20 protein-coding genes are annotated in these 22,004 nt (G+C 51.9%); 15 read left to right on the top strand and 5 right to left on the bottom strand.

What is annotated here, in order from left to right:
- The first annotated feature begins 137 nt into the window (after nt 1–137).
- The 15 genes from EYQ01_05790 (at nt 138) to nrdR (ending at nt 13,543) form a co-directional block, all read left to right on the top strand.
- Nucleotides 138–1,223 (top strand): hypothetical protein, encoded by a 1,086-nt coding sequence (locus tag EYQ01_05790; GenBank protein HIE65312.1) that lies wholly within the window; start codon nt 138–140, stop codon nt 1,221–1,223.
- Between the two features lie 180 nt (nt 1,224–1,403).
- Nucleotides 1,404–2,747, top strand: a complete 1,344-nt coding sequence (locus EYQ01_05785; GenBank protein ID HIE65311.1) for an ammonium transporter — start codon at nt 1,404–1,406, stop codon at nt 2,745–2,747.
- Nucleotides 2,748–2,805: 58 nt separating this feature from the next.
- The gene (locus tag EYQ01_05780) at nt 2,806–3,144 is read left to right on the top strand and encodes a P-II family nitrogen regulator (GenBank protein ID HIE65310.1); all 339 of its coding nucleotides are present in this window, start codon (nt 2,806–2,808) and stop codon (nt 3,142–3,144) included.
- Between the two features lie 573 nt (nt 3,145–3,717).
- Nucleotides 3,718–5,244: a monovalent cation/H+ antiporter subunit D family protein gene (locus tag EYQ01_05775; protein ID HIE65309.1), complete on the top strand. Its 1,527-nt coding sequence runs from the start codon at nt 3,718–3,720 to the stop codon at nt 5,242–5,244.
- A complete protein-coding gene (locus EYQ01_05770) occupies nt 5,241–5,489 on the top strand; it encodes a hypothetical protein (protein ID HIE65308.1) in 249 nt (82 codons plus the stop codon). Before EYQ01_05775 ends, EYQ01_05770 begins: the two co-directional genes overlap by 4 nt.
- A complete protein-coding gene (locus EYQ01_05765; GenBank protein HIE65307.1) occupies nt 5,482–7,779 on the top strand; it encodes a Na(+)/H(+) antiporter subunit D in 2,298 nt (765 codons plus the stop codon). Before EYQ01_05770 ends, EYQ01_05765 begins: the two co-directional genes overlap by 8 nt.
- Complete coding sequence (locus EYQ01_05760) at nt 7,776–8,198, top strand: hypothetical protein (protein ID HIE65306.1); 423 nt, start codon at nt 7,776–7,778, stop codon at nt 8,196–8,198. Before EYQ01_05765 ends, EYQ01_05760 begins: the two co-directional genes overlap by 4 nt.
- Nucleotides 8,195–8,533: a Na(+)/H(+) antiporter subunit C gene (locus EYQ01_05755; GenBank protein HIE65305.1), complete on the top strand. Its 339-nt coding sequence runs from the start codon at nt 8,195–8,197 to the stop codon at nt 8,531–8,533. Before EYQ01_05760 ends, EYQ01_05755 begins: the two co-directional genes overlap by 4 nt.
- Nucleotides 8,530–10,011: a Na+/H+ antiporter subunit D gene (locus EYQ01_05750; protein ID HIE65304.1), complete on the top strand. Its 1,482-nt coding sequence runs from the start codon at nt 8,530–8,532 to the stop codon at nt 10,009–10,011. The genes EYQ01_05755 and EYQ01_05750 overlap by 4 nt, the downstream gene beginning before the upstream one ends.
- Nucleotides 9,804–10,529 carry a hypothetical protein gene (locus EYQ01_05745; protein HIE65303.1) on the top strand — a complete coding sequence of 242 codons (726 nt, stop codon included), beginning with the start codon at nt 9,804–9,806 and terminating at the stop codon, nt 10,527–10,529. The genes EYQ01_05750 and EYQ01_05745 overlap by 208 nt, the downstream gene beginning before the upstream one ends.
- Nucleotides 10,526–10,801, top strand: coding sequence for a cation:proton antiporter (locus EYQ01_05740; protein HIE65302.1), 276 nt, complete (start codon nt 10,526–10,528; stop codon nt 10,799–10,801). The genes EYQ01_05745 and EYQ01_05740 overlap by 4 nt, the downstream gene beginning before the upstream one ends.
- Nucleotides 10,791–11,156 (top strand): monovalent cation/H(+) antiporter subunit G, encoded by a 366-nt coding sequence (locus EYQ01_05735; protein ID HIE65301.1) that lies wholly within the window; start codon nt 10,791–10,793, stop codon nt 11,154–11,156. The genes EYQ01_05740 and EYQ01_05735 overlap by 11 nt, the downstream gene beginning before the upstream one ends.
- 174 nt (nt 11,157–11,330) lie before the next feature.
- Nucleotides 11,331–11,780: a ribose 5-phosphate isomerase B gene (rpiB, locus tag EYQ01_05730; protein ID HIE65300.1), complete on the top strand. Its 450-nt coding sequence runs from the start codon at nt 11,331–11,333 to the stop codon at nt 11,778–11,780.
- Nucleotides 11,781–11,788: 8 nt separating this feature from the next.
- Nucleotides 11,789–13,039, top strand: coding sequence for a serine hydroxymethyltransferase (locus EYQ01_05725; GenBank protein HIE65299.1), 1,251 nt, complete (start codon nt 11,789–11,791; stop codon nt 13,037–13,039).
- 18 nt (nt 13,040–13,057) lie between these two features.
- On the top strand, nt 13,058–13,543 hold the full coding sequence (nrdR, locus tag EYQ01_05720) for a transcriptional repressor NrdR (GenBank protein HIE65298.1): 486 nt from the start codon (nt 13,058–13,060) through the stop codon (nt 13,541–13,543).
- A 104-nt stretch (nt 13,544–13,647) separates the two neighbouring features.
- Here nrdR and EYQ01_05715 read toward each other — a convergent pair whose 3' ends face one another.
- The 5 genes from EYQ01_05715 to EYQ01_05695 all read right to left on the bottom strand — a co-directional run.
- Nucleotides 13,648–15,663 (bottom strand): sodium-translocating pyrophosphatase, encoded by a 2,016-nt coding sequence (locus EYQ01_05715; GenBank protein ID HIE65297.1) that lies wholly within the window; start codon nt 15,661–15,663, stop codon nt 13,648–13,650.
- A 241-nt stretch (nt 15,664–15,904) separates the two neighbouring features.
- Entirely contained in the window at nt 15,905–17,191 is a 1,287-nt protein-coding gene (locus EYQ01_05710) for a TonB family protein (protein ID HIE65296.1), read from the bottom strand.
- A gap of 180 nt (nt 17,192–17,371) precedes the next feature.
- Complete coding sequence (locus tag EYQ01_05705) at nt 17,372–17,710, bottom strand: hypothetical protein (protein HIE65295.1); 339 nt, start codon at nt 17,708–17,710, stop codon at nt 17,372–17,374.
- The gene (locus EYQ01_05700; protein HIE65294.1) at nt 17,711–21,310 is read right to left on the bottom strand and encodes a tetratricopeptide repeat protein; all 3,600 of its coding nucleotides are present in this window, start codon (nt 21,308–21,310) and stop codon (nt 17,711–17,713) included.
- A 367-nt stretch (nt 21,311–21,677) separates the two neighbouring features.
- Nucleotides 21,678–22,004, bottom strand: a 327-nt coding sequence (locus EYQ01_05695) for a hypothetical protein (protein ID HIE65293.1), incomplete at its 5' end; no start/stop codon positions are given.

The following is a 22,004-nucleotide window of genomic DNA, read 5'->3' as shown; positions in this document are numbered from 1 at the left end:
GGTATATTTGTAAAACACCGTTTGTTTAAGACCTCAACTTTTTATGTGTTACCTAGTGAGGAAGACAGACACATCAGCCGGTTCTAGTTTGATCGGGGACCGATTTCAACGCAACGTGAATTTAGGGGGGAATACGAATGAAGATGAAGTCTCTCGTTTTTAGCTTGTTTATCGCAGGTTCTATGCTTTTTAGCGGCATAGGGGTTGCGCAGGCCGATGACCTGAAGGTCAGTGGTTTTGGTTCTGTGACCTTAACCTTACAGGATGACGCCAATGACCCAAGTATAGCGAATAATACCGGTTGTGCAGATCTAATCGGAACGCTCAATGCCACCAACTGTACCGAATTGCAAACCGGTTTAGAGGCCGAGGTCGACTTCGAGAAGACCACCGGCGGTGTCACGTTCAGACTGGATCTCGATATTCATGACGACACGGACCTTGTCGAAATTGAGCAAGCCAAGTTCTCCTATGGTGTCTTTGAGAACGCAGGATTGGGACTTACATTTACGGGTGGACGGTTCAACTCGCCAATCGGTTTTGAAGCCCAGGATGCCCCGGACATGCTTCAGACGACCAATGGTCAGCTCTTCGGCCTGGTCCCTTCCAACCTGACCGGATTTCAACTCTCAGGCGAATCGGGCATAGCCAGTGGAAGTGTCATTTTTGCCAATGACTGGAATAACGATCCCCAAGGTGGTGCAGGTTCGTTCGCCGAGGAGAACAGCATCGGTTTTACCCTTGCGGTCAACCCGATGCCAACGGCAAATCTGTCCATCGGCTGGTTGGACTCCGCAGCGACAAACGCTGCTCCTGGTCCCTCCGCACCGGTGGGCAATGAGGCCCTTCTTGATATCGTTCTCTCCGGAACGGTCGCGGCCACACCGGACATTGAACTCCTCTATGCCCTGGAAATTTTTTCAGATGATGCGCGTGATGGTATGGGACTCACACTCCATGCCACCCGCGGCCATCATAGCCTGACCGTCCGCTACGACACCGTCGAAACGCAGCGGGCAAAGGCCGGTGTTGGAACTAACGAAGTAACCGGTGGTACCGCAGCAGGGGATCCAGAAACAACGAGCCTGACCATCGCGCTTTTGTGCGAAATGCGGGAAGGCATCGCGACGGTCCTCGAGTACAGAACCAATGACAACGATTTTACAGTAACGGGTAGACCGGACAACGATACCCTGCTGCTTGAGTTTGTCGCAACATTCTAGACCCCTTGTATCTTAAGGGTTAGCTGTCTCTAAAGCGGCCCGCCGCCATCGGCGGGCCGCTTTAGTTTGTATTATTTAAAAAACACTCAATGAGGAGTACAAAGTATATGCTCGATGACGAGTATCCAATTAGGTTGATACAAAAAGAAAAAACACCTATTAGATACTTAGGAGAAAAAAATGAAACGTCTTCGAAATTTGAGCTTTTTTGGACTTCTCATCGCTTTGATTCTCGCCTCTGCCCTCCCGCTCTGGGCACAAGATAAACCTCCAACCGCCTCAGATGTACAGACCAATGCCAATTTTGTCTGGACACTCATTGCCGCCTTTCTTGTCTTTTTTATGCAGGCCGGTTTTGCCGTAGTCGAGGCCGGGTTCACCCGCGCAAAAAACTGTGTCAATATCCTGATGAAGAATCTTTTTGATTTTTCTTTTGGCAGCCTGGCCTTCTGGGCTCTTGGTTTCGGGTTGATGTTCGGGACGTCTGCCGGTGGTTTCATCGGCACCGACGGATTTTTTCTGACTGATCCCGGAAACCACGGGGATTGGCTCTACGCCTTCTGGATGTTCCAGTGTGTCTTTGCCGCGACGGCCGCCACGATTGTCTCGGGTGCAATGGCGGAGCGGACCAAGTTTTCTTCGTATATCATCACCAGCGCAGTGGTCTGCGCAGTCATCTATCCGGTTTTTGGAAGTTGGGCCTGGGGCAGCCTTCTCAATGGGAGCGGCTGGCTTGAAGGACTGGGCTTTATCGACTTTGCGGGATCGACGGTGGTTCATTCGGTGGGCGGCTGGGTTGGCCTGGCGGGTGCCATCGTTCTCGGGCCGCGCATCGGAAAGTACGGCAAGAATGGAAAAGCACGGGCGATTCCAGGACACAGCATGCCCCTGGCCGCCCTGGGGGTCTTCATCCTCTGGTTTGGATGGTTCGGATTTAATCCGGGGAGCACGACAACGGCTACAACGGACATCGCGCGGATTGCCGTCAACACTAATCTGGCCGCGGCTGCGGGTTCGATTGCCGCGATGTTCCTGACCTGGAAGGTCTATGGAAAACCCGATCTGGGGATGGCCTTAAACGGCGCCCTGGCCGGGCTGGTGGCCATTACGGCGGGTTGCTACAATGTTTCACCGTTAAGCGCCGTGATTATCGGACTCCTGGGTGGCCTTCTCGTGGTCTTCTCCGTCGGCTTACTTGACAAGCTTAAGATTGATGACCCGGTGGGTGCCGTTTCTGTTCACGGGGTCTGCGGCGCGTGGGGAACCCTGGCTGCGGGCCTTTTCAATGAAGGCGGATTCAGCATGAGTATCATCTGGGTTCAGCTTGTGGGAATCGCGGCGGCCTTTATCTGGGCTTTTGGAACCAGCTTTATTCTTTTTAAAGTCATCAAGGCGACGGTGGGTCTTCGGGTGACAGAGGAAGAGGAATTGGCCGGTCTGGATATTCTCGAACATGGGAATGCCGCCTATCCCGAATTTGCGATCAGTACGATCCCGGCGTCAACCCCGAGAAGGGAAGGGTAGGATGATCCAGATCAGCGAGGAAGCATGCGTTAACGCGACAGGGTAAAGGAGGAAGATCATGAAAAAAGTAGAGGCAATCATTAAGCCGTTTAAACTGGAAGAGGTAAAAAAGGCCCTGGCCGATATCGGGATCGTCGGAATGACGGTGACCGAAGTGAAGGGTTTTGGGCGGCAGAAGGGCCACACGGAGCAATACCGCGGAGCCGAATACGCGATTGAATTTGTCCCCAAGATCCGGATGGAGATCGCGATCGCCGACAATGATGTGGAAAAGGTTGTCGCGGCAATCATGACGGCGGCGAAGACAGGGTCGATCGGTGACGGGAAGATCTTTGTCTACCCGCTTAACGAAGTGTACCGGATTCGAACCGGGGAGATGGGCGAAGGCGCCCTGTAATACGAATGGTTTTGGAAAGCGTGATATGAGGGAGGTCCCGTTGAAAGACGGGGTCTCCCCTTCCCTCCTTAGGCGACTTGACGATTTAAAACCAGATCCAATCGCCGATCCTGGTTCATTGACAAATCAGGCATAATTAGTATATTTATAATATTGATCTGATAACCTCCTTATATTTACGAGACCGGCTTCACACGCGCATGGCGCTCCTTCAAAGCAGAGTATCCTTGTCCATCGCGCAGTCCTGTCTTGAGGATCCCTTCTCCAGCGGCAACAGGATAGATGCCACATAGGTCTGTATCCGTGCGCCTTCCCCTTCGAGGAGACTTGCGCCGCTAATTCAGTCCGGATTTAAGTTTCAGGATCAACTACCGATAAGGGTCTCAGGAGACAGTCGGAGAAATAAAAGATATGCTGCGGTAATGGCCGATAGGCTCATTTCCCTAATTATACTGGTTTAAATAGCCGGGCTGATCGCCTCGAATTACCTGAGAACTCGGCTCTTTTTCTGTTCCTCGCGGCGATTCTATTTCTCCGACAGGCTCCAAGGCCAATTACGAATCAGGGAGTGAAATGGATATTGAATCGATCAGACCCGTATTGGTGCTGCTTGTATCTCTGGTCGGTGCCGTTCTGATTCTTGTTTTCCGCAAAGACCCCAATGTCAGAGAGGGCTGCTCTCTCACGGCGGCCGTTCTCAAATGTCTGCTCGTGGTTAGCATGGTCCCGGCGGTTCTTGCCGGGAAAACCTATACCTTTACCGTCCTGACCTTCCTGCCCGGGGTGTCACTGTCTTTACGGGTCGATGCCCTGGGGCTTATTTTTGCCCTGACGGCTTCCGCACTGTGGATATTAAACACCATTTATTCCATCGGCTATATGCGCGCCCACCACGAGCGCAAGCAGACCCGTTTCTACACCTGCTTTGCCCTTACCCTCTCCGCGACGATGGGGGTGGCTTTTTCCGCCAACCTGGTTACGATGTATCTTTTTTACGAAATTTTAACCTTTGTGACTTATCCCCTGGTGGCGCACAATGAGACGAAGGTTGCCTACACGGGCGCGAACAAGTATTTCTTCTACCTCCTTGGGACCTCAACGGCCTTCCTCTTGCCGGCGATCATACTGACTTACAGTCTCTCCGGCAACGGGGATTTTAATCCGGCCGGGATTTTTCCGGCGGAAACCAATGCCCTTCTCCTGACCTTCATGTTCTTTCTCTTTTTGTTCGGTATCGGGAAGGCCGCGGTCATGCCTGTTCATGCCTGGCTTCCTGCCGCCATGGTCGCACCCACCCCGGTGAGTGCGCTCCTTCATGCGGTTGCCGTCGTGAATACCGGAGTTTTCTGTGTGCTTCGGGTTATGTTTCATGTCTTCGGCGTGGATTTAATGAGGGCTTTAAATCTGGGGGTTTTCGTGGCGGGATTGGCCTCTGTGACGATACTGACGGCCTCGTGTATCGCACTCACCCGGAATAACCTGAAAGAACGCCTCGCTTTCTCAACCATCAGTCAGTTGTCCTATATTGTCCTGGGTGGAGCGCTTCTTACTTCGAGCGGAATGGCTGGCGGGGTTTTGCACATTGCAAACCATGCCTTTGCGAAGATTACCCTCTTTTTTTGTGCCGGGGCAATTTATGTGGCCACGAATAAAACCCAGATCTCGGAATTGGACGGCATCGGACGGAAGATGCCCTGGACCATGACAGCCTTTGCCATCGGGACACTGACCATGATCGGTATTCCCCCCTCCGGCGGGTTCGTCAGTAAGTGGTATCTGGCCATCGGATCCGTTGAGGCAGACAAACTGGTCATCCTCTTCGTTCTTTTCTCGAGCACACTCCTGAATGCGGCCTATTTTGTTCCAATCGTCTACAGGGCTTTCTTCAAAGCCCCTTCAGGAGAAGAGGTCCACGGCGTCACCCATGGACTTGCCTTTGCGGCCGCCGGAGATAAAGATGGCGGTGGAGGAAGTACGCAAAGTACTCAAGAGGCCTCTTATTTCATCATCGTTCCGCTGATGATGACGGCCATTATCTCACTGATCCTCGGGATGTTTCCGGACATCCTCCTGGGATTGGTTCGACAGGTGACAGGATGAGTAGCGAAAAAAAGGAAACAAAACAAGTTTATAAGACGAAGCGGGTAAAGGTTCTGGGTACGATTCTGGCACTATTGATGATCCTGGATTGGTTTGCGCCGAGACACCATGCACACTTTTTCTGGGATTCCATCCCGGGTTTTTCAGCGGTATTCGGTTTCATTGCCTGTACGATCCTGGTCTTTTTCTCCAAGGGGATCGGGCATGCCTTCTTGATGAAGCGGGAGGACTACTACGATGATTGAGTGGATACATCCCGCACTCATCTTTTTTGCAGCGGCGGCTATTCTGCCTTTTGTGAAGGGAAAATGGAAGTCGATCCTCCTGATCGGATTCCCAGCCCTTGCCTTCTTTTCTCTGATGTTCTTCCCTGATGGAAGTTACGGGGTCTTTACAATTGGTGGGTTCGAGGTCGTCTTTGGCCGGGTTGATAAGCTCAGCCGGGTCTTTGCCTATGTCTTTACCCTCATGGGGAGCGTCGGCATGGTCTACGCCCTTCATGTGAAACAAAAAGGCCAGCACATGGCCTCCCTGATTTACGGCGGTGGCGCACTCGGATCGGTCTTTTCCGGAGATCTCTTATCCCTCTTTGTCTTTTGGGAGATCATGGCCTTCTCCTCTGTCTTCCTGGTCTGGTACGGCGGGGCAAAATCATGGACACCCGGCTTACGCTACCTCCTGATCCATACCTTCGGCGGGGTCTGTCTCCTGGGAGGGATCGTTATTTTTGCAGGTCAGACCGGGAGCATTGCATTTAATGCCATTCCGGCCTCCGGTCTGGGCGGCTGGTTCATCCTGATTGGTTTTCTGATTAATGCCGGTGCGCCTCCTCTGCACGCCTGGCTACCCGATGCCTATCCGGAAGGGAGTATAACCGGGACGATCTTCCTTTCTTCTTTCACCACCAAGACCGCCGTGTATGTCCTGGCACGGGGTTTTGCCGGGACCGAGGTGCTCATGTGGGTGGGGGTGATCATGGCCCTCTACGGGGTGGTTTATGCCATGTTGGAAAATAATGTCCGGAGGCTGCTCGCCTACCACATCATCAGTCAGGTCGGCTTCATGGTGGCTGGGATTGGCGTCGGCACCGAGCTTGCGATCAACGGAGCGGTGGCCCATGCCTTTGCTCACATCCTCTATAAAGCCCTCTTGATGATGGGAATGGGTTCCGTGATCTTCATGACGGGTAGGAGAAAGGGGACGGAGTTGGGAGGACTCTACCGGACGATGCCCCTGACTTTCGGCCTCTTTATGATTGGCGGTTTCTCCATCTCGGGGGTCCCATTCCTCTCCGGATTTATCAGCAAATCAATGGTCATCTCGGGAGCGGCCGCCGCGCATTACCCCTTTGTGGTTCTCCTGTTGACCCTGGCGGCCGCAGGGACCTTCCTTTCAACGACCCTGAAGCTGCCCTATGCCGTTTTTATGGGGGAAGACAGAGGAATCAAGGCTGATGACCCCCCCGGAAACATGCTTCTCGGCATGGGCCTGGCCGCGTTTATCTGCATCCTCTTGGGGGTGTTTCCGAACCTCCTTTATCAACTCCTTCCTTTTTCAGTCGATTATCATCCCTACACGGCGGAGCATCTGGTGGGATCGTTCCAGCTCCTGCTCGCGACTTTGCTGGGGTTTATCCTCTTTCTGTACAAGCTTCATCCGGAAAACACGATCAGTGTTGATACTGATTGGGTATATCGAAGGGGGGTCGCGTATTTTCGGCGACTTCCAAACCCGTTTCAGGGCATCAAGGTGGTCCAATACCGGGACATATTACAAGGCCTCACAGAGTTCTCTCAGCACGTTGCCCGGCGTTTTCAAAGCGGTTATTTAAAACACTATCTGGTGATGATCATCTCGTTTGTTATGTTATCCACCTTGTTGTTTTCCTTGTTTAAGGGCTGGGCCTTAAGTCTCGACTCCCTGATGCAAACCGATCTTACTCTGGCGCAACTCTTGATTTTTGTGTTGATCATCAGCAGCACCCTGTCCACGGTTTTCTTTAAGAATCGTATTTCAGCCGTTCTCTCCCTGGGGATGACGGGATTTTTTGTCGCCTTTTTCTATGTCCTGATGGGGGCCCCGGATCTGGCACTCACGCAATATCTCGTCGAGGCGATCTCCGTGATTTTAATCTTGCTCGCCTTTTATTTTCTGCCGGCCTACTTTGAAGAAAAGACGGCATCGGCGGCGAAGATCACTGATATCGCAGTCTCGTTGTTGGTCGGTATCGTGATGACCTTCTATATGCTGATGGTGATGGACAGTCATCTCACGGAATCGATTGCGAGCTATTATCTGGAGATGAGTGAGAAACTGGCGGGGGGCCGGAATGTGGTGAATGTGGTGATCGTCGATTTCAGAGGCTTTGACACCATGTTTGAAATTGCTGTTTTTTCCATCGCGGCCCTGGGAATTTTCGGAATGCTGAAACTGAACAAGAAGAAAATGTCGATTCAGAAGAAAGGGGCTTCCAACGGGAGTCTGAAACTGGAAAAGAGTGGAGAATCTGTTCAACAGGAGGTGGCTTCGAAATGACCTCGCTTATTTTTAAATCGATTACGAAGATGGTCTCTCCTATTTTGATGATTTTTTCCATTTATCTGCTCTTGAGGGGACACCAAATGCCGGGGGGAGGCTTCATCGCCGGCTTGATGACCTCGGCCGGCCTGGTCTTGATTTATCTTGCCTATGGCTGTGACTGTTTTGACTGGCACAAGAGGAGCCGATTTTTTTACTATCTCTTTTCTGCAGGGCTGGCGCTCTCTTTTATCACAGGGATCGCCGGGCTTTTTCTGGGCGGCTATTTCTTAAAAAGCGGGGTGGCCCATGTGGAGATGCCGTTTATTCATGAAAGCTGGGAATTCGCCTCTGCGGGGATATTTGACATCGGAGTTTATCTAGTCGTCTGCGGTGTATGTGTTTCGCTCATGACCTTATTGGGAGAAGAGGAATGAAGGTGTTGCTGCCCTTGGTTGTTGGTGTTTTGTTTGGTGCCGGGACCTATCTTATGCTGAAAAAGAATATCCTCAAGCTCGTCCTTGGCCTGGGCCTGATCTCTCACGGGGCAAATGTGCTCTTGATTAGTTCGGGTTGGATCGGGACTGGACAAGTTCCGATTCTGGGCCAGGATGGGACGGAAGGCTTTGTGGATCCGGTTCCCCAGGCACTGGTTTTAACGGCTATCGTCATCGGTTTTGCTGCACTGGCCTTTTTACTGGTGTTGTCCATCCGGGTCTATCGGGATTTAAAAACAGCCGATATCTCAGAAATAAGGGGGCAACGCGGATGACACACTTATTGGTCTTGCCCATCCTCATCCCGTTGGGAACGGGCATTCTTCTTCTGCTCCTCCGCGTGAACCCATTGGGACGGCGTGTCGTCATCGGGTTCTCCGGTCTGTCGATCCTTGTGACGGATATTGTTCTACTCACATCCATCTATCAGAACGGCATTCACTCCTATCGAGTGGGTGGTTGGTCCGCCCCTTTCGGCATTGTCATGGTAGGCGATTTGCTGAGCGGGATCATGCTGATGTTGGCCTCTGTCATTGCGCTCTCTGCCCTGTCCTATTCCTTTGGCTACTTAAAAACAGATGCGCAACAAGCCCTGTTCCATCCCCTCTTTTTCTTTTTGTGGACCGGGACGAACGGCGCCTTTCTCACCGGGGATATCTTCAATCTTTTTGTCATGTTTGAAGTGATGCTGATGTCCATTTATGCCCTTCTGGTCATGCTCGGAGAGAAAAAACAAATCGAAGCTGGTTTCAAACTGGTTACCATGGGTCTTTTTACCTCCGCCTTGTTTTTGGCCGCCGCGGGCGGGATTTACGCTTTTGCGGGTACCCTTAACATGGCAGATCTGGCGCTTAAAATAAAACCCCATGTGGACCATCCCCTCGTCAGTGCGATTGCGATGTTGTTCATCGGTGTTTTCGGCCTGAAAGCCGCCATGATGCCCTTTCATTTCTGGCTGCCGGATGTCCACTCTGCCGCACCGACCCCCATCAGCGCGATGCTTTCGGGGATACTGATCAAGGTGGGGGTCTATGCCATCATCCGGGTATTCTGCCTGATTTTTGTCGACCTGCAGGGCTATTTTCAGGGTTTCATTCTAACGATGGCCTGTATCACAATGTTTGTCGGTGCCCTGGGCGCGGTGGCCCAAACCGATCTCAAGCGTCTTCTGGCCTACAGCAGTATCAGTCAAATTGGCTACATCCTCATGGGGGTCGGATTTTTTACGGTGGGGGGCATGAGTGCCGCGCTCTTTTATATCATCAGCCACGGCGTGATCAAGTCCTCCCTTTTTCTTGCGGCCGGGATTCTTAAAAAGATGCGTGGAAGTACGGAGATGTCTGACCATGGAGATATGATTAATACCTCTCCGGCCTTTACGATCATATTTTTTATCGGCGTCATTTCTCTTGGGGGTATTCCGCCTTCCGGCGGTTTCTTCATGAAGTTTCAACTCATCAAGGCAGGACTCGACGGCGCTTTCTACATTCCCGTCATTGTTGCGTTCATCGTGAGTCTCATGACCTTATTTTATCTCTTCCGGTCATGGCAAAAGATTTGCCTTTCCGGTCCTCCGCAGGGAAGTCCCCTCGCGACACCCTCGGTCAAACTGCTCATTCCCGTCGGAATTCTGGCTATGCTTTGTCTGGCACTGGGCCTTGCGGCGTCTCCGGTGAGCGCGTTGACCCAGGCAGCGGCGGAGCAACTGTTTTCACCGGAGCTCTATATCCGTGCGGTCATGGGGTCGATGTAATGCGAAAACATCTTTTTCTCAATATATTGCTCGCGTTCATCTGGTGTCTGCTTCAGGAAAACCTGAAGCTACATGAGTTTTTGATTGGTGCCCTCTTGGGCTATGGGGTTATCCGCCTCCTGAAACCGGTCCTGGAGGATGGAAATGCGGCGGGGCGAGTGCCGAAGCCTTTCCTTGGATTGAAAGGGTATTTCAGGATTTTTCTCCATACGCTCCGTTACATCTTTGTCTTTTTATACGAGGTGATCAAGGCAAACCTTCAGGTGGTCAAGATTGTGCTTTCTCCTAAGCTCAATATCACACCGGGCATTATTGCCTACAAGATGGATGTTGAATCGGATGCGGGCATTACGCTTCTGGCCAATTCGATTACCTTAACGCCGGGAACCTTGACCGTGGATCTGTCGAAAGATAAAAAGACATTGTATATTCATGCCCTCCACATTGAGGATGCGCGTGTGCTGGAGCTTTCGATCAAAAATTCGCTGGAACGTTATTCCAAGGAGGTCCTGGGATGATTGATCTCTACGCAACGATTGCCTTTGTGGTTTTGGCCCTCTCCCTGGCTTCTTGTTTTTATCGATTACTGGTCGGTCCCAGCCTGTGCGATCGTGTTGTGGCCATAGACACGATCACCACGATTATTATTGCCATGATCGCGGTCTACTGTATTAAAGAAGGGAACGCCATATTCTATGACGCCATCCTGGTTTTGTCGATTTTAGGTTTTGTCGGTACCGTATCGATGGCCAGATTTTTAGCAAAAGGGAGGAAAATATTTGAGCAGTGAAATCCTTGTTCCGATCTTTTTAGGTTTGGGTCTGTTCTTTATCGGGGTGGGTTGTCTGGGTCTGTACCGCATGCCGGATATTTTCTGCCGGATGCATGCCACGAGCAAAGCCACGACCCTGGGCCTGGTGTTCATCCTGATGGCGACTTTCGTTCATCTGGGTTTTGCTTCTGTGGGCCTGAAGGCGGTCCTTGCCATTATTTTTGCCTTTCTCACGGCCCCGGTCGGCGCCCACCTGATCTCAAGAGCGGCCTACCAACGCGGTGCCAAGCTGCATGACCGCACGATTGCAGACGAACTGCGTGCCCTCTATCCCGAGAATGTGCAGAATGGACAACTGAAAGATTTGGATTAAGATAGGGTGCAGGGGGCGGGAAAGTTAAAAGATATTAGAATCCTTTACCCTGGTTGTACCCTGACAACTGCCCCCGTTGTCCTCTGTTTTTCTAGCCCCCAGTACCCTGCACCCTTTTTCCCTTTCTTCTTGACAGTTGCAGGGCGATTCGCTACTCTCCTCGATAGATTCGCTATGACAATAACCATCGCATCAGATCACGCCGGTTTTGAATTTAAACGCCTTATTCTTGGTTTCCTTTCTGAAAAAGACATTGAATATGTTGACTTTGGGACCAATAATAATGATTCGGTCGATTACCCTGACTACGCCATTAAGGTGGCAGAATCGGTTTCAAAAGGGGAAATGGACCGCGGCATTCTGATCTGCGGTACGGGGATTGGGATGTCGATCGTCGCGAACAAGTTTCATGGTGTCCGTGCCGCCCTCTGCCACAATGCCGAGACAGCCGAGGCAAGCCGGCGGCATAATGATGCCAATATTCTCGTTCTGGGAGGCCGTATTCTCGACGAGAAGGCGGCCCTTTCAATCGTAGAGATCTGGCTTGAAACAGAGTTTGACGGCGGACGCCACCAGAAACGCCTTCAAAAGATTAAAGAGATTGAAAACCCTGCGGTAGAGTGAGCATTTATATGAAAAAAGATGAAGCATATTGTCTGAATGCAGTTGATCCGGAAGTTGAAGCGGCCATTGTCCACGAATGCGAACGGGAAGAGGATAAGATTGTCCTGATTGCGTCTGAGAATGTGGTGAGCCGGGCGGTTCTAGAGGCCCAGGGCTCACTCTTAACCAATAAGTACGCCGAAGGCTATCCCGGTCGCCGATACTATGGCGGATGCCAGTTTGTCGATGTGATTGAGTCTCTGGCGGTTGAACGGGCCAAGGCGCTTTTTGGTGCCGAGCATGTCAACGTGCAGCCTCATTCCGGTTCCCAGGCCAACATGGCCGTTTACTTTGCAATGCTTGAACCGGGAGATACCATTCTGGGAATGAGCCTGGCGCATGGCGGACACCTGACCCACGGTCATCCTGTCAACTTTTCCGGAAAACTTTATCGTATTGTTTCCTACGGGGTCCAGAAGGAGACAGGACGGATTGATTATGAGGAAGTCTCGAAGATCGCAGAGGCCGAGCGGCCCAGGATGATTATTGCAGGGGCATCGGCCTACTCGCGTCGGATTGATTTCGAGAAATTTCGGGAAATTGCCGATGCCGTCGGTGCATATCTTATGGTGGACATGGCCCATATTGCCGGTCTTGTGGCAGCCAAGGTGCATCCTTCCCCTGTTCCCTACGCCGACTTTGTTACGACCACCACCCATAAAACACTTCGGGGGCCGCGCGGTGGAATGATCCTTTGTAAAGAGACTTTTGCCAAGGCGATTAACAAAACAATTTTTCCGGGCATCCAGGGAGGACCGCTCATGCACGTCATCGCGGCCAAGGCGGTCGCTTTAAAGGAGGCCCTGACAGAAGAGTTTGTCACCTACCAGCGACAGGTTCTCGCCAACGCGGCGGCCCTGGCAAAGGAATTGGTCTCCAAAGGATATCAAATCATTTCCGGGGGAACCGATACCCATCTGATGCTTGTGGATCTCTGCGGTCATGAGATTACGGGAAAAGAGGCGGAGGAGGCACTTGACCTGGCGGGGATCACCGTCAACAAGAACGCCATCCCTTTTGATCAACGGCCTCCGTCTCAGGCGAGCGGGATCCGCCTTGGGACCCCCATTGTATCGACGCGGGGAATGGGCGAGAAAGAAATGGGAGAGATTACCGTCTTGATCGACACCGCGCTTCGACAGCGGAAGGATCCGGCAGCATTGGAAGTGGTCCGAAAAAAGAGTCAAGCGCTCTGCCACCGGTTCCCTCTGGGGACTTAATTTTCTTGGAGGCCACTCTTGCATTGCCCATTTTGTAATCAAGTTGAAGACAAGGTAGTCGATTCCCGCCTCAGCAGAGAGGGAGAAGTCATTCGCCGCCGCCGGGAGTGCCTCGGCTGCCATCGCAGATTCACGACCTATGAACGGGTTGAAGAGTCTCTTCCCATGATCATCAAGAAAGATGGGCGTCGGGAAACATTTGATCGTCAGAAGGTCTTCTCAGGCCTCAAGCGGGCCTGTGAAAAGCGCCCGATCAGTGTCGATTATCTCGAGTCGGTTGTCCGAAAGATTGAGAAAAACGTTCAGGACCGGGGAGAAAGCGAGGTCGAAAGCCGTATCGTCGGAGAAGAGGTGATGCGACAACTTCACGCAATGGATCAGGTGGCCTATGTTCGTTTTGCTTCCGTCTACCGGGAATTCAAAGACGTTAATCAATTCATGTCCGAGCTGAAGTCTCTCTTGAGCGAATCGGGTTCAGGGACCGGAAGCCCCACTTCTCCATAACGGGGTGCAGTAAGGTCAAAAATTTAAAATCTTTTGACTTTCCTGCACCCTGACAACTGCACCCTAATCCTTATCTTTCTCCAGCCCCCTGCTGCACCCAATTCTTATCCCAACATCGGCGCGATGACAAGGCTGACGATGGCCATGACATTGATGAGAATGTTCATGGAGGGACCCGAGGTGTCCTTGAAAGGATCCCCCACGGTATCGCCCACGACGACCGCCTTATGGACATCCGAACCTTTCCCGCCTAAGTTACCTTTCTCGACGTACTTCTTAGCATTATCCCAGGCGCCGCCGGCATTGGCCATGGTCAGGGCCAGGAGCACACAGGCGAGCAGGGCCCCTGCCAGCATGCCTCCCAGGGCCGCCGGTCCAAGACCAAAGCCCACCACCACGGGGGCAGAGACCGCCAGGATGCCGGGCGCGATCATGCGCTTCAGCGCGGCCTGGGTGGCGATATCGACGCAGCGGTCGGTGTCGGGTTCAGCATTTCCTTCAAGCAGGCCCGGGATTTCCTTGAACTGACGGCGGATCTCCTTGATCATGTCAAAGGCTGCGTCTCCGACCGCCTTCATAGTCATGCTGGAGACCAGGAAGGGGATAATTCCGCCGAGGAACATCCCCGCCAGCACAATCGGATCGCTGATCTCAAGCCGAAAATCCGGTACATGGTGCGATACTTCTTCAATGAATGCGGAGATGATGGCCAGTGCCGCGAGCGCAGCGGCCCCGATAGCAAAACCCTTTCCGATGGCCGCTGTGGTATTTCCGAGTTCATCCAGGGAATCCGTGATCTTGCGGGTATCCTCTCCGAGCCCTGCCATTTCGGCAATGCCGCCGGCGTTGTCCGCCACCGGTCCGTAAGCGTCTATCGCCATGGTGATTCCGACCGTCCCCAGCATGCCGACGGCGGCGATACCGACCCCGTAGAGGCTGGCAATACTGCTGGACACGACGATGATCACACAGATCATCAGGACGGGGACGACGACGGATTCCATCCCCAGGGCAAGACCGCTGATCAGTACCGTTGCCGCACCTGTCTCTCCACACTTGGCGACCTTTTCCACCGGTCCCCCGGCAGTGTAGTACTCTGTGACCAGGCCAATAACAATGCCGCCAACAGCGCCGACTAGAACAGCCACCCAGACCCAGATACTGATGCCAAAATACATGATGACGCCCAACGCGGCCAGCATGAAGAGTAGGGAGGCCCCAATGGTTCCGGTGCGCAAGGCCACTTCAGGAGACTTGGCCGAGGCCTGCTGGACAAGAATGATGCCGATGACGGAGCAGAGAAGACCTACAGAGGCCAGGGCCAGGGGGAGGAACATGAGGTTGCCCTTGTCCCCACCCGCCAGAGACTGGATCACCTCTTTGGGTAAGGTCGAGGCAATCGCGATCGTGGCAATCATGGCCCCGCAATAAGATTCGAAAATATCCGAGCCCATGCCGGCCACGTCTCCGACGTTGTCCCCGACGTTGTCGGCAATGACGCCCGGATTGCGCGGATCATCTTCGGGGATACCGGCCTCCAGCTTCCCCACAAGGTCGGCGCCGACATCGGCGCTCTTGGTGAAGATCCCGCCGCCCACACGTGAGAAAAGGGCGACCGTGGATGCCCCCATCCCGAAACCGTGGATGGCGTTGACGGTTGCGGGGTCACCCGCAAAGGCCATGTACAGCGCACCCAGCCCCAGCAGGCCCATCGAGGCCACGCACAAGCCCATGATCGAACCCCCGAAAAAGGCCACCGTCAGGGCCTCTGGCGCGCCTTTGGTGTGTGCTGCGGTCGTGGTACGGACGTTTGCTTGGGTGGCGGTGTACATGCCGATCCACCCTGCGGTGCCGGAACACAGGCCTCCGACCAGAAAGGCGACCATGGTGCGCCAGCCCAGAGACGAGAAAAAGATCAACGTGGCCAATACACCGGCGAAGATTACCAGTACCTTGTATTCTCGGCGCATGAAGACCAGGGCGCCTTTATGTATGGCGTCGGAAATATCGACCACTTTGCCTGTCCCTGCCGGATACTGCTTCACGATCTTGAACACCCAGGCTGCGCAAAACAGCCCGAAAATACCCAGAATAACCGGAATCAATCCTTCTTCACCCATAGTTCTCCTTCTATTGGTAGCAATCCCTGACTAGGATAATATATACATCGTGTAATGAGAGAGATACGGTCTTCCTCTTGAGGGTCAGGGCCTTGACCATATCGGATGCCGCTTTCCGTACGTGTGATCACGCCGGGTCTTTCCCAGCAAAACGCCTTATCCTAATGGAGCGCTATTTGGTTGTCAAGGGGATGATTTCCGCTGCTTGTACTGTGAAAATTTTTAAACGACCACAGGGGGGTTAACCGGAGGGAAAGAATAAAATGGGAAAAAGGATGGTGGTTGTTCCCTTCTTGACCCTTGGAAAGCGCCATTGGAGGATTTCCCTGACGAGGGCTTTTTCAAACTCGGGATTTCCCAAAGAGGAGGTTAGTATGTTGCATTTCAGGACACCCCCATCCGGTGAGACAACAAATTCAAGAATAACATTCCCTTCCAGGTTCGGGCTGTTCCTTAGCTGGTTGTTGTAGACTATTGTGAGCCGAGAGCGCTTGATCTGAACCGACGATGAAATGATTCCGTAGTTTCGGTCCGACCCTTGAATAATTCTAAGGTCGGATGTTTGTGCAGAGGGTGAACCGCTCCTCCGGGTCAGCCTGCTTTGTTCCTCCTGCAAGACCTTGCGCCGAAGGGTATCAATCTTGTCTCCTTTATTTTTAAAGGGAAGGTTTGTCTCCTGCTCTGTGGAAGACCCCTTGGCATCTTTCCCGTGCAGGGCATTTTTCCTGATAGATAAAGGTTGGCGAAGTTTTCGGATTGAAGGTCCTCTTCCAGGGGTCTTCTTTCCCAACAAGCCCAATAATCCTACCTTTTGAACTTGCTTTTTAGTCTGTTTTTTTCGGGAGAAACCCTCTTTTCGTACGCTTGCTGTAAGTGTGGACGAAAGGGGCGGTGTTCCATCAGGATTCCCTTTCTCTCCCGCATCTCCTTCTGGTTCTCCCACCTCTTCCGCCGGGTCGGAGGAAGAGGTTTGGGCCAGGTCCGATTGCGGGGGTGCAGGACCCGGTTCGCTGATGGGTTCTGCCGCTTCGGAGGGGCGGGCCGCGTCTTCCAAGTCTGTCCCTTCCTGGATTGTCTCTTCCGGGAGCGCTTTGGTGGAGACGGGAGTTGGTTCCGGAACGGAAATTGGTGCTTCGGCAGAGACCTGAGGGGGCTCCGATTTCGGTAAGGAAGGTAATGCGACCGAAGGTTTTGAAAGCGGTACGGGAGATTTGGCCAGATCCGGAGCATTGCTCGCCGAAAGGTCGGAGGGGAGGATGGAGCTTAGTTTTTGGGCTTCTTTTGGTGGAGTCTCAGGGACGATATCGGGGATGTCCTCTTCTTTTTGCTCGTCCTTCCGGGGGAAGGAGGGTACTGATTCCAGATCGACAAAAGAAATTGTTTCCTCCTGTCTGTCTTTAGCAGAGGAGGTCATCAGATCCAGGCGCTGGAATCCCAGAAAGAGGGAGAGGTGGAAGGCGAAGGAGAGGAGAAGACAAGGGAGGTAGGGAAAAGAGGACGGCCCTGTTCTTAAGGAGGATATCTGCATTGTCAAGGAAGCTCTGATCAAGTCATGGCTTATTTTTTCAGGGCAAAAAAGTCCCGCTTCCGCGTTGCAAACCTTGAAAATAGCAGGCTATTCCCTGCGATTTTCATCTTGAATCGAAACATTTTATCTCCATGAAAAATTCACCCCACACTTAATCAGAGCTTCCTTAAGGCAAACTCGTTAGTTTAGGGGAATGTCGTTTCGTGTGTGATCCCGGTTCAGGCCCTGGCTGTCTTGGTCGGAGGGACTTGATTGAGACAAATGATCCAAGATTTCTTTCGGTATATCCAAGTCCTTTTCTTCAACGCCTTCCCATGGGAGCGTGGTCGACAGTGCGGGGAATTCTACATAGCGCAGCTCATCACTCCAAGGAGGGGCGGCCTCGAGTGATCCGGATCCGAAGATTTGAGATTCGTTGAGCAGGAAGGTCTGGTCCTCTTCGGCCGCGAATGCCGATCCATGAACGGCAGGGTGCATCAAGATGAATAATCCCATCAGGAGAAGAGCGTATTTTCTCATTTATGACATCCTCTTTCTGGTTTGATAAACCCTGTCTATCTTCCGTTTGATGAAAAGGAGCCGGTGGTGACTCATCTCAGTCCATTCATTCTCCACACCGCTTTCGTTTCCGAGCGCGAGGGTTTGCAGATAGGTCTCCTGTGCTTTTTCCAGATAGGGGAGGGCCTGATCCCACAGGAGACCTTCATAGACCTGCTGCTCTTCTTCCGAAAGGTTCTCAGGGCGTTCAGACTCCAGAAGTGCCCGGCTGAATTCCTCAAAGATTTCACCAATCCGATGGTTGGCGTTGAAGAGAAGCCTGAGAGAGGGGCCTTCTGCAGCACGGCTATATTCACGAAGAAGCTCGTCGAACAAGTGTTGCTTCTTTTGGAGGTTGAGGTCCATCGGCGCAATGAGTCGAATCGCTTTGAAGTCTTTTATCTTCAATTCCGCCAGCAGAAAGAAGGCTTTTGAAAGGGACCTCGAAGAGTTTTCCACGGATGGAGGGTGTCCTCTTCGTTGCTGCGTCAGGTGCGTCAGAATTTTTCTGGCCCCTCTTTGCTGTCCGAGTTGAAGTAAGGCCTCTGCGGTCTTTACCTTCAAGGCCATCCTTTGTTCATCCTGTATGGAAGGTCGCTCTGCCCCCTGGAGGGCTAGCTGATAAACCTTCTCCCACACCCCCATCTCTTCATAGGCGGTCATCGCCTTTGCAAGTGCCAGGCGTGCTTCCTCTCTTGATGTGCGAAGGCGGCTTGCCTTTTCATAAACTTCAGCAGCTTTTTCCAGACGGTCGGAATCCTGATAAATGGATCCCAGGCGCATCAGCACCGGTTGATATAAGGAAGATTCTGGATAACGCTCATGAAAAGTATTAAGCGCCATTTCTGATCGAAATAATTCAGATGCCCCTTCCCAGAGCGACGCGGCTTCAAAAAGGGCGAGGGGACCCAATCTTGACTCTGGTCCGTTTTCATAGGCCCCCCAATAGGCGTGGGCCGCCTGATTGATGTCGCCTTGTTGTTTAAGGGCTTCTCCTTGTTGGTAGTAGGCCAGGGAGAGTAGAGGACGAAGTTGTCGGAGGGTGTGCTGATTTGAAAACCTTGAAAACAGGGCATTGAGAAAGCGGATGCCTGCATCATAGGAATTTTCTTTCAAATACCCTTGTGCGATCAGACGATATGCGTCGAAATTGATGTTTCGGATGACCGGCCTAAGAGATTCAGCGCAAGCTGTTTCAGGTGTCTTGTCACATTGGGACCTCTCTTCTTTCAAGAAGACCTTTGAGGCAAGGCTGCGGCTCTCTTCATAATTCCCCTGATGATAAGCAGCCTCGGCTTGTTTCATGAATATTTCAGGGACACGGTAATCATCTGGGAAATGTTGAACAAAAAGGCCATAGCTTTCTAGGAGGATGGGTTCAAAGAATGAAACCTTCCTCTCCAGCAAGACGATTTCCCGCTTGCCTGCCTCGGATGCGAATCGGTGAGGAGGGTCTTGATAGGCGCTTGTTCTGTAAGCTTTGATCGCTTCCTGATCTAAGTTCAGTTCAGAGAGCAACTCGGCGTAGAGGAAGCGCGTGGCGCCGGTTTCTTCTTCATCTGGAAAGGTCTCAAGATAAAGCCGGTGCCAGGTCGCCGCCTTTCGGGTCATGGCCGTTTCCTGCTGTACTTTGCCTTTCCCGTAGTAGTAGGTCATGAGAAACCGGAGATGGGTTTTTAATAAGGGGCTGATCCTTTCTGAGGCTTCAAAGCGATTCCTTTCACTCCAGGCCCTTCCGGGTCGGTATCTGTTCACGAAATTCGCCCGGGCTTCTATCATATCTCCTACGGAGGAATTGCTGTCCTGGATCGTTGAAACAACCACTTTTTGTTGGAGAAAAGGGGTCTCGGCGTAAAGGGGATAGGCCTCGATCCACGATGAGACGAGACGTTTTAAGTCTTTGTGGTTTCCCTCTGATCGATAGAACCCTGCGAGGCCGGAATAGAGCGGAAAGATTTCTTCCGGGGACTTCTCTTTCACAAAGTTGAAGAGTTGTGCCGGTCCTTTTTCTTCCTGAAGGACTAGGGCGAGAAGGCGAAAGGGTTCACGCCGTTCTTGAGGTGTTTCGATGATATTGCATTGTGTATCCACTCCTTCCCTGCCTTCATTCGGATCAAGTCTTCTCTCAAGGAGGAGCGAAACGGTCTTTTCTAAGTGGCCGTGAAGATAGTAGGCCCAGGCCAGCTTATAGAGAGCCAGGCGATGTAGAGGGGATTCCGGTCGTTTCAGGAAGCGCTGATAATACGAAATCGCTTCCGGGAAAATTTTCTCATTGAAGGCGATATCGCCCAGTCGAAATGCACTCTCATCCGCATAGGGACCCAGGGGTTCAAGATCCAGGAGATCCCGTAAAGACCTGACCACTCCGTCCTGATCCCCATCTTGGGCGGCTTCGAGGGCCTGCCGGTACAAACGCTCGACCGCTTTGTTTCTCGAACGGGTTTTTACAAGAGAAATACACCGTCGCGTGATCTCCATCTGGAGATGGCGTTGTTCTTCTTGTAATGCATGTTCCATTTTTTTAAATCTGGCCAGGCTTTGTTTGCGTTGTTGGAGATCCACATACCAGAGCAGGGTGGTGACTTCTTTCTTCTGGCCGACTTCCTCCTGTAATCTTAAGAGGGTTCCTCTTAAGAGGGAGCCGGGTGGGAGCGCGGATGGAGAAGGAACGATCCCTTTTCGAATCAAAGCGGTCTCATTTTCCAGCGACTCAACCCGAAGGTTCAAGGCAATGCGTTCCTGCTGATCCAGGGCAATAGCACCCTGAAGATCGCCCTGATCAATTAAAAACCGGCTTAATATCCTAAAGGCCCGATTATAGTAAGGGCTTTTCGGTTGATTAACCCTAAAGCCTTCCAAGACACTGTATAGGTTTGACATGGAGTTCATCTTAAAATAACCCCATCCAAGGGCCAGGAGGGCCAGGTCGGCATTGTTGTCGAAAACTCCGCCAAGGCTCATGAAGGCTTGATCAATTTCATTTTTACCCAGGTGGTAGTAGACCTTCAAGAGGGTGATCCGATCTGACCAGGGAGAATCGGAATTTTCCTTGCTCCATTCAACCCCCTCGTTCAGGACCTGCTCAAAGGCTTCCCTTTCCTTGAGGGCCCAATAAGCGAGTGCAGTCAGGTAGAGCCGTTGCGGTGTATAGTCCTCGAAGGGGAGAAGGAGGTCCAGGAGGTCCAGGGTATCCCGGTAGCGGTGCCGACCGAGTGCTCCTTGGCTTGCTGCCACCAACCAGACCGGCTGGTCGAGAAAAAGGTCCGGGGCGCTGAGGGTGAGATCAAAAATAAGGTCAGATCTTCCCTGTTTATGATAAAGTTTCAGGCGCAACAGGTCTGCATCTTGATCGGGGGTATTTTCCAGAAGTCGTTCTGCCGAGGACCAAAGACCGGCTTCAATGTAGGATGTGACCTTCATCCCGAAGGACCTCGTATTCAAGAGAGGCGCACTTGGGGCGTGCTGTTCGTAAAGCTGAAGAACCCCTCTTTCGAGTGAGATCCAGGGGTCGGGCTGAGGAAGTTCTTTGGCGATTCCCTTCTGGGAAAAGGCATTCAAGAGAAGAATGAAAGACCAAAACAAGATACCCTTATGTAACACTTTGTTTTTCCCTTTAAGAATTGTTTGAATCAGACGGTTTCGACGATATTCATGAGCCGATTCTTCTTATCTTTGGAATTAAAGAGGCATATGGAAATAGAAAGTTCTTAACCTAACAGTCAGGCAATGGAGTTCGAAAAGTTAATGATACAGATTCATAAACTTAGACCTATGAAGGACATAACTAAGAGACATTACATTTATGGCACGATTGACCATAACCACAATATAGATACAATTCTGAGGAAGAGTACAACAATATGCTGTGTTTTTCAAGGAAAACCCCCTCTAAATGGAGATCCTTTTAGGGGGGATTAACGATGAATCTCGATTCGCATGCGAATCGAGATTAGTGAAAATCTATCAGATTGAGAATGGGCCATCTCACGAAGAAGACAGCAAATATCCCTTGATCAATTACGCTAATCGTTGCCAACCCGAAGTTTAAGGTTTGAAGGAAGCATCCTTCTTTACTCTCTTTGACAACAACCGTCTTTTCTTTGTTTTGGATGGGTTTTAAAGACCCGTCTAAGAATTCCCCGCAGTGTTTACATTTCTTCGCGTTGGACTGTATGTTCTCAGCGCAGTAAGGGCATTTTTTGGAGTTATAACTGAAAGTGGTGTATTGAGTACTTGAAAAAAAGCGGCGTATCTGGTTGATTTGAAACTGCGAATG

This window comes from Candidatus Manganitrophaceae bacterium (assembly GCA_012960925.1).
Classification (GTDB): domain Bacteria; phylum Nitrospirota; class Nitrospiria; order SBBL01; family JAADHI01; genus DUAG01.
Note: the sequence above shows the minus strand (reverse complement) of the source record. Positions and strands in the feature narration are given on the sequence as shown.